Here is a 9,328-nt window from a genome sequence, read left to right as displayed (position 1 = left end):
ACCAAGTCTGATGAAATTGGAGCATTCCCTCATGAAACGAGCTGTTTAACCGTCTTTTTCCTTGTCATTGAGCGAGACCATGCTAAACATGACCGCAAATCTGTGGCGAAAAATTCATGACACTAACTAAAGGGCTTGTGTCTTTTTAGCATATCTATCATAAAATCATGCTCTTATTCTTCTTAGAAAATAGTTACTGTTTGCTTGCAGGGAGCCATAGCTAATGGAACAAAAGCTGGATTTTCTTCGTTTTTTTGATGCTTGTGATCCTAGTCGAACTCTGATCCCAAATCGACCTGAAGATCAGGCATACTATGTTGACTTTTCTTCAGTGCGAGGAGGACGCATCATTGAAACATTAGAGCGCACAATTCTAATGAGATCTCGTGCTAATCAGTCTACGTGCCAACTCTTTACAGGTCATATTGGATGCGGCAAATCTACAGAACTCAGAAAACTTCAAGCTGATTTAGAAGCTCGAAATTTTCATGTAGTCTACTTTGAATCAACTGAGGATTTAGATATGGCTGATGTTGATGTCACGGATGTTCTGTTGGCGATTACTCGACAGGTAAGTACAAGTCTTGAATCTATTGGTATCAAACTTAAGCCCGGTTACTTTAGAAATTTATTGGATCAAACCGCTGACTTTCTGGGGACTCCAATTGAACTATCATTAGAAGCAAAAGCATCGCTTCCACTCAGCTTAGGTGAAATTGTTGCCAAGACACGAGAAAGTCAAACTCTGCGTCAACGATTAAGACAATATCTTGAGCCCCAAACTGAGAGAATCCTAACAACACTCAATAAACATATCTTGAAAAAAGCACATGAACAACTCAATGCAAAAAACAAGCATGGTTTGGTTGTTCTAGTAGATAATCTAGATCGTGTAGATAATCGTAAAATTGAAGGATCAGGCCGTTCACAACCTGAATATCTATTTGTTGATCGAGGAGATCAACTCCGAAAGCTAGATTGTCATGTAGTGTACACTATCCCCTTATCCCTCATTTTTTCAAACGATTATCAATCTTTGACTAATCGCTTTGGTGGAGGAATCGCTCCAAAAACCTTGCCTATGGTGCCTGTGATGAGACGAGATGGCTCATCACATGAGGAAGGTCTACATTTGCTTAAGCATATGGTGATGGTCAGAGCTTTTCCTTCTTTGGTAAATCAAGTTGATCTCGATGCTGCACTAGTCACTAAAGTCTTCGATTCTGAACCTACCTTAGATCGTCTTTGTGTAACCAGTGGTGGACATGTTCGCACGCTTTTAGGAATGCTGTATCGCTGTTTACAGGAATCCGATCCACCTATTACTACTGAATTGCTGCAGCGGGTCATTAATGAATATTCTAATCGTGCTTGCCTTGCTGTTAATAGCAATGAAAAGGCAATGTTAAAGTCTGTACATCTTACCAAGCAATTAAATGGCGATAAGGATCATGATATTTTATTGCGAAGTTTATTTGTCTTTGAATATCCTGATGAAACTGGGCAATGGTTTGACGTAAATCCTTTGCTGATGCCTGTGATCTCAACCGCATAATGACTTGGATCTAGCTGAGAGAGATAAAATACCCATTTACTATCAATCCTGTCACTCTGATGACTAAATGAGCAACTCATTATGTCTAACTCTTCAGATTCTCCTTCGAATCAAAACAGCCTCCAGGTATTATGCAGAACAATGCGGTTGACCAGTAAACGCCGCTTTGAACTTATCGTTGTGCGTTGTAATTATGAAAATTTGCAGCGAAGACTATTGAATGAGTTGCATCATACTTGCTCCGTTTCTTTTGAAGAACTTGAGTTAAAAAAAACAAATCAAACCCTTTACACTTTAATTGAAACGGAATATAAAAGTGATTTACCTGATGCTCTTTGTGTTAGTGGTTTTGAGTATGTGAAGGATTTAGATACTCTTTTGTTGGCAACCAATCAAGTTCGAGAAGAATTCAGGAAGAACTTTAACTTTCCTCTTGTATTATGGCTCAACGATCAGATTCTTCAGAAGTTTATTCGTCTCGTCCCCGATTTTTACAGTTGGGCAACCCCTCTTTCCTTTGATTTGTCTAATCAAGAACTGTTGGCGCTTATTAAAGGTAATGCAGAGCTTCTGTTTGAGCATACCCTAAACGCTAGTGATCGCTATCCAGCAAGTGATACAGTATTATCCTTGGCAATTAAAGCTCCTCGATTGAAGGAACTTAGGGTAGCGCAAAATGAGTTAAAAAGACGAAATCAGCCACTCGAGCCAGAATTCTTGGCTAGTGTTCAATTAGCGCTAGGTCGAGAGAATTATCGCCATGATGCTTTAGACGAGGCTGAGGAAAACTATCAAAATAGCCTAAAGTACTGGGATGAAACAGAGCAAGCTGAACGCTCTGGCATGGTCTTATTCCATCTTGGCCTTTGTTATCGACGTAGAGCTTATGTTGATCGCTCTAATGCTCCTAAGCATTGGCTTCAAGCTAAAGAATGTTTTTCACGCTGTTTGAAGGTTTTAGAAGCAGCCAATTGCCATAAGTTAGTTGCCAACTTTATTGGCCAGCTTGGAGACGCTCTGCAGCAAATTGAAGAATGGAACGAACTAAAGAAATTAGCAGAGAAGTCGTTAAAACTACATCGGCGTTTCCCAAATCGAGCACGAATGGCACGCGATTGTGGTTTTCTAGCAGCAATAGCCCTTAAGGATGCTGATTGGGAAAACACACGCAAGCACGCTCAGAATGCGCTCAATGCCCTAGAGCAGGCTCCATCAAATAATCGTCAACGCCAAGGTTTATATCTACTACTGCTGGCTCAGGCCCAGTACAACTCAGGTGAAATAAAGGCAGCCATCGTTAGTCTGGAAAAAGCCAAGTTCGTCAGTAAACCACTAGATGAGCCATCAAGATACATTCAAATTTTAGAGACCCTACGCGATCTTTACTTTAAACAGGAGGCATACCTCAAAGCATTTGACATCAAACAAGAGCAGCGAGCAGTAGAGAGCCAGTATGGATATCGAGCGTTCATTGGTGCTAGTCGTCTCCGTCCTCTCCGATCCCTTAAACCCACAGTACTTTTAGATAAGGTGTCTGAAGAAATAGCACAGGAGATAGCTGTTTCTGTGCGTTATAAAGATATTAATCGTTTAGTCGAGAGAATTACGCGCCCAAATCATAAGTTAACGATTATTCATGGCCAGTCTGGAGTCGGAAAAAGTTCTATGATGAGTGCAGGGTTAGTCCCTACATTAAAGTCTAAAATCATCAACAGTCGTGATGTGCTGCCGGTTTACTGCCAATTCTATGGTAACTGGGTTGAGCATCTAGGTGAATCTTTGGAAGCAAGTTTAGAGAGGTATCCAGATACTCTAATTCACAAACCTCTTGACACAGTCGATACTATTTTGAGTCAAATTCGTCAAAATGATGCGCGTAATTTATTGACGGTTCTCATTTTTGATCAATTTGAAGAATTTTTTATTGCTTGTGATACGTCAGAAAAATGGCAGCCATTTTTTAATTTTCTAGATCAATGCTTTCAAAATATTCCTTACATTAAGGTGTTTATCGTTTTAAGAGAAGATTATTTGCACTATCTTCTTGAGTATGAAAGACTTCCTCATGAGAGTTATATCGGCAACAATATTCTCAGTATAGAAAATCGATTTGAGCTAGGGAACTTCTCTAAGGATGATGCTAAGGCAATCGTCAACAGTCTGACTGAACGCTCAAATATTATGCTGGAGCCTGAGCTAGTTAACGAGGTTGTAAAAGATTTGGCTAGGGAGGGAGGTAAGGTGCGCCCGATTGAATTGCAAATTGTTGGGGCACAATTACAGGCTGAAAACATTGAAACCTTAGAAGAGTATCAGAAAAAAGGACCCAAAAACAAACTTGTACAACAATACCTAGAAGAGGTTGTTAAAGATTGTGGTCCTGAAAATAAGAAAGCAGCTGAGTTGATTTTATATCTTCTTACGGGCGATAATGACACCCGACCTCAGCGAACACGAATTGAAATTGAGAAAGATTTGAAACGCCTTGCAAATGATTTGATTGAACAATCGAGTCGATTAGACTTAGTCTTGAATATATTTGTCAAATCAGGTCTAGTGTTTCTCTGGCCAGAAACTCCATCTAATCGATATCAGTTGGTTCATGATTATCTGGCTACATTTATTCGACGTCAACAGCAACCGGAAATCAATGAGATTATTACAAGGTTAGAACGTGAAAAAATAGAGTTAAAGCAGGCTATTAAGGCATTAGAGAAGGAGCGAGAGCAGCGAGAAAAAACAGAAGAAGAGCTTGAAATTGCAGCAAGAAATAATAAGAGGGCAAGACAAGCTGTAATAATCGGTACAAGTGTTTTGAGTAGTATACTCGCTATTGCAATAGCTCTTGGATTAAGAGCAAACTTAAACTTGCAAAAATTCCATGTGGATTTGGAATATTCTCGCAGAAGCCTAGAGTTAGAACGAGAAGGCTGGAGAACTTTACAAAAGTTTGAATCGGAATCTGAGCCATTACAAAGTTTAATTGCCGCGATAGAAGTAGGGCTAGATTTAAAGCGCTTCAACGAGCAACAATCTAATTTGTCTATTTCTTCAGACAGTTATAATCCTGCAAGTCCTATTTTTGGCCTTCAGCAAATTCTGAGCAAAATTAGATTGAAAAATCGGCTCAGTGCTCATAAAGATGGGATCTTATCTGTAATGTTTAATCCCCAAGATAGTCGATATCTTTTAACAGGTTCTAGAGATAAAACTGCTTACTTGTGGGATTTAGAGAATAATACATCTATTGTGCTCAAAGGTCATGTAGCTGCTGTATTAGATGTTAACTTTAAGCCCAATAGTGACGTGATTGCAACTGCTTCTGAGGATGGAACAGTGAGGTTTTGGGATCTTAAAGGTAATTCTCTCAGCACTTGCCAAGTAAGTTCTGGTCCTGTATTCAGTATTGTCTTTAGCCCTCAAGGAGACTTCTTTGTTACCGCTTCTTTACAGGAAGGAATTCAGGTTTGGGAGCCTTCATGTAATTTGCTCAGAGACGCTTCGGTTTACTCTGATGCAACTATTATTAGTTTATCCCTTAGTCCTGATGGGAAGACACTTGCAGCGGCATCAAGTGATTCAAATGTTCGTATTTGGGAGATGCAGAATAAAAAGCTGATGAGTCCTAAAATCCTGATAGGACATGAGAAAGAAGTCCGAGATGTTGCATTTAGCCCTGATGGTCAAACCATTGCCACAGTCTCGATAGACGGCACTGGAAGATTATGGAATCTTCAAGGGAAAGAACTTGTTAAATTTGCAGCTAACTATGCCCCGATGAGAAGTATTACTTTTTTACCGGATGTAGGTAACGTAAATACTAGTTCCAGCCTTGTGACGACATCTGATGACAGTACTGTTAGATTATGGAACCTAAGAGGTCAGGAACTCTTAAAGCTAGAGGGACACCAAGCAACTGTTTGGGATGCCAGCGTGAATCCTGATATGCCTAACGTTTTGGCTACAGTTTCCGATGATAAAACTGTAGGTATTTGGACTTTAGAGAATAAACTTCTCGAATCTTATAGTAATCCTTCTGAAGATTCATTTCTCAGTTTAGGTATTCTTAATTCAAGCATTAGCTATAATGAAAGATTTTTAGCTGCTATATCTGAAAAGGGAATTGTTTATATTTGGAATCATTCTGGAAAACCACTATATAATTTCAAAGCTCACTCTGGTCAGAGTAATGATATTCAGTTTCATCCTAACCAGTTGATTTTTCTTACTGCTTCTAATGATGGGTTGGTAAAAATTTGGGATTTAGAAAGTAGTTTTGATGCTCAATCTTCGACTTGGATTCCAGTTGAAGAATTGTCCTTAAGCAGTGAGGATAATGGTGAATCATCTCAACCATCGTCGGCAGCTTCTTTCAGTTCTTCTGGAGATAAAATAGCTATTGCATTGCAAAAAGGCTTTGTAAGTATTTGGAATACTGAGACAGATAAAGTTGAAACAATCAAACTTAATCAAGGCCATATTTCAGCCCTTGAGTTCAGTCAGGATGAGAGTTATTTAGTAACTACTTCATTAGATGGAAGAATTTGCATCTGGTACTTTGATGATACAGCTGGCTCTTCACAATGCATAACAACCAAAAGTTCCACTCCTATCTTGAGTGCAACTATGAATTTAGATAATCAGATCTTGGTTACTGCAGACACAGAAGGAGCATTCTTTATATGGGAGAAGGAGCAAATTATGAATACCGAACGAAAGGGCTCCAAAGCTAGTACGCGGGCGATTAATGATTTAGCAATCAGTCAAAATGGCGATTTACTAGCAACGGCTTCAGCAGATGGCATTGCTAAGTTGTGGACACTTAACGGAAATCAACTTGCAGAATATCAGGGACATAAGACTTCAATTCAGAGTATTCACTTTATAAGTGGAGACAATAAGTTGCTCACTATTTCTCGTGATGGTAAAGTCCAACCCTGGGATATTGACAACCTTGATAGACTTCTTTCAAAGGGATGTACGTGGCTATCAGACTACATACACTTTACGCCAATACATAATAATTCTGCTATCGACAGCTATAGCAGCGTAATAAACTTTTGCTTAAAAATGGAGTAAAGATGTCCTTCAAATCTAGGAGTTAAAAAGCAATTTCACCAATTACTCTAATCATTTTACCAATTACTCCAATTACTCCAATTACTCCAGTTGCTCCAGTTGCTCCAGTTCCCCCAGTTATACCATTGCTTTTCAAGGGCCTTAGCATTTTCTTCGTCAGGTTGCAGCGATAACGCTGCAGATCTCTCGCGTAAATTTTCTAATCTTTGAGCTATTGACGGAGTAGCAGAGTTTGGTTGAATAGCTATTACAGTATTTTGAGTTAATCCTAAACTAAGCACAGTAGCAACTTGTGCGATTAATAATGTTTTGATAGACTTCCAACTCTTAGGTAAACTGCTCATGGTAAAAGTATTGGTAACCGAAAGGAAGAATCATACAAATCGCTAGAGGATGTTCGATAGATAAACTTGCTTACTGAATTGAAGAAAAAGGTTCACTAAAAGTGCTCATTACGTGAACAGTACAATATGGCTAATAAGAATAGTAGCTATATGCAAGGTTCCCTTACATCTTCGTGAAAGCTCAAAACAGTGCCGAATGTCAACGAGTCAAGACGTAGGAAGGAGTGCTAGAATACCTATAAATTTTATTACTCCATTGGAAGAGTAGCACTCTACTAAAGCATCAATCAATAGCGATACAGCATTTTCAATACATCCTCACACACCACTAGAGTAGATTTACCTCACCTATATTAGTCTTACTACTGCTTGACGCCAAAGGCTATAGTGCTCCAAATATAATCTTTCTCCATGAGGAAAATGATCAATCCCAGACATATTCTTTCTAGTATAAATATTTTTTTCAATTCTTTATGTATTTTATACGTTCTTGATGAACTTGCGAGTAAATTCTATATGATTAAGTTGACTAGATTTATTGTTGAGGTTCCATTCAATTAATTTCCTGGCATAAGGCTTTTGGGGCATATTCCTCTCAGCCTTTTCTCTATGTATGGAAGCTTTTATCGTGTAAGAGTTGTAGTTAGTATCTTCAAATCTTCTGCAAAATATCTATTAAAGCATCCTCTACTAAAAAAATGTTCTTTTTTACTAGCTGTGATTAGTTGAGTCAAAATTGCTCTCTAGTGTGTATTTATGAAAATCTATCTCTCTTCAATAAGGTATACTATAGCGGCTATATTTGTTACAATCCTGTTGTCTACAGTAGATTCTAATTCATGTGCTCATGGATTGGAATATGAGGAAGAGAAAAACGGTGTAGAAGCCCGTATTAGCCAGATTCGGAATAGTGTTGTAAATTGTCAGCGATTCTATACTTCGAATTCAGAGAAGTTATATCAATGTAACGGATTTAGGTTAGGAAAATTTTTTCCCAACCTATCTAAGCAATCAGACCAAGCTTCGGAACAGTTAGGACAGGCTTCAGGTGATGAATCTTCTTGGAGTGACTGGGTCAACTGGCCTAACTGGGCTAACTGGAATAACTTGACTTGGTCTGACTGGAATAACTGGAGTAATTGGCCTAACTCGAACACGCCTTAAAGTCTAAAATGGCCTCGAAGGGTTAATTGTACGTCAAAGTGTTGTTGTCCTAGACTAGACCCATCATGAATAATATTCTCTGTTGGTGCTACATATGCCTCTCCAGGGATAATTTTCACTTTTATCACGGGATAGTTGGGGTAACGTCTTACAAAGGCGTTCTTTAAAGCTAAAGGAGATGCCTTACACTTATTAGATCTATACTTATAGAAAAGTTTTCTAAACTTCCACCTCATTTTGTTGTTAAAGTCTCTCTCTACCTCCTTTGCCGAGAAATGGTCATACCGTAATACTGTCAACATATCTAATAACGTTAAATTAATAAAGAGAAAATATCTATCATCTGTTCCCAAATTAATACAGATCCGATTAGTTGATTGATGACGACGGGCTAGAGGTAACCGATCCCAGCTATCAAGGTGTAGCCCAATAGACTGTTGTTGATTAATAGTAATTGTAGGTAATCCAGGTGGACTAATTCCAATACCAGCTAAGTTGGGATTTCTATCTCGGCAATAAGATGTGAAATGATGCAGAATTGGTGCGATAGCTTCTTTGTAATGAGCCTGGTTCAATACTGATGTTTGAGTTGGTGGTAACTGACTAATTTTCAGCTGTTGCAAAGGTTGAAGAATATTTTTAGGAACAGAGAAAACACTCACTGTTCGGCTATAATCATTGAAACGATTTTGAGCTAGCAATTGCTTAGATTGTTTCTCAGTAAGAATTTGCCAATCATCGTTCGGAATATATGCATCTTTCGTAAAAGAGGTGCCTTTTAACTCATCCAGTTCAGATGAATTAGGCTGATGAACTCCTGAATTTAACCATACCCTTGGCTCACTGAGAGACAAATTAGGATGCAAATAAAGTCGAACACTATCTAGTAGTCTTGTCATAGGATGATAGAGAAAATTTTATAAAATAAAAAGTAGCTCCAAATGTTGTGCAGCCATTTAATTAGGTAAATAAGGAGTATTTAGGCCGAGATTTTCTTCTAATTCTGCAAGAACAATGTCTGTAAGGATCTTTTTGGTATACCGACAGTACATTGTTTCGGATGAAGCAAACGAACCATTTTCAAAATATTTATTAGATGGAGCACCACCGCCACATACAGAAAAATATTCACATTCTTTTTTGCACAGATCAACTCCAGCTTGTATATCCCGATTTATTTTTTTAA

At 38.5% G+C, this 9,328-nt stretch carries 4 protein-coding genes and 1 pseudogene; 2 read left to right on the top strand and 3 right to left on the bottom strand.

Annotation, left to right across the window (positions count from 1 at the left end; all coding sequences use genetic code 11):
• Nucleotides 1–223: 223 nt before the first annotated feature.
• Both IQ260_RS21955 and IQ260_RS21950 read left to right on the top strand, forming a co-directional pair.
• The gene (locus IQ260_RS21955; RefSeq protein ID WP_193995225.1) at nt 224–1,555 is read left to right on the top strand and encodes an ATP-binding protein; all 1,332 of its coding nucleotides are present in this window, start codon (nt 224–226) and stop codon (nt 1,553–1,555) included.
• An 81-nt stretch (nt 1,556–1,636) separates the two neighbouring features.
• Complete coding sequence (locus tag IQ260_RS21950) at nt 1,637–6,634, top strand: WD40 repeat domain-containing protein (protein WP_193995224.1); 4,998 nt, start codon at nt 1,637–1,639, stop codon at nt 6,632–6,634.
• Between the two features lie 56 nt (nt 6,635–6,690).
• On the opposite strand, the gene IQ260_RS21945 is transcribed toward IQ260_RS21950, so the two are convergent.
• The 3 genes and pseudogenes from IQ260_RS21945 to IQ260_RS21935 form a co-directional block, all read right to left on the bottom strand.
• Entirely contained in the window at nt 6,691–6,978 is a 288-nt protein-coding gene (locus IQ260_RS21945) for a hypothetical protein (RefSeq protein ID WP_193995223.1), read from the bottom strand.
• A gap of 1,160 nt (nt 6,979–8,138) precedes the next feature.
• On the bottom strand, nt 8,139–9,041 hold the full coding sequence (locus IQ260_RS21940) for a hypothetical protein (RefSeq protein WP_193995222.1): 903 nt from the start codon (nt 9,039–9,041) through the stop codon (nt 8,139–8,141).
• A 57-nt stretch (nt 9,042–9,098) separates the two neighbouring features.
• Nucleotides 9,099–9,328, bottom strand: a pseudogene (locus tag IQ260_RS21935) (cyclophane-forming radical SAM/SPASM peptide maturase GrrM/OscB); the annotation flags it as partial.

This window comes from Leptolyngbya cf. ectocarpi LEGE 11479, from assembly GCF_015207065.1.
Classification (GTDB): domain Bacteria; phylum Cyanobacteriota; class Cyanobacteriia; order Phormidesmidales; family Phormidesmidaceae; genus Leptothoe; species Leptothoe ectocarpi.
This window is presented reverse-complemented; position numbering and strand designations above follow the sequence as displayed.

Coding starts and splice junctions, on each gene's coding strand:
- IQ260_RS21955 (WP_193995225.1), top strand. CDS start 224: ATGGAACAAAAGCTGGATTTTCTTCGTTTTTTTGATGCTTGTGATCCT.
- IQ260_RS21950 (WP_193995224.1), top strand. CDS start 1,637: ATGTCTAACTCTTCAGATTCTCCTTCGAATCAAAACAGCCTCCAGGTA.
- IQ260_RS21945 (WP_193995223.1), bottom strand. CDS start 6,978: ATGAGCAGTTTACCTAAGAGTTGGAAGTCTATCAAAACATTATTAATC.
- IQ260_RS21940 (WP_193995222.1), bottom strand. CDS start 9,041: ATGACAAGACTACTAGATAGTGTTCGACTTTATTTGCATCCTAATTTG.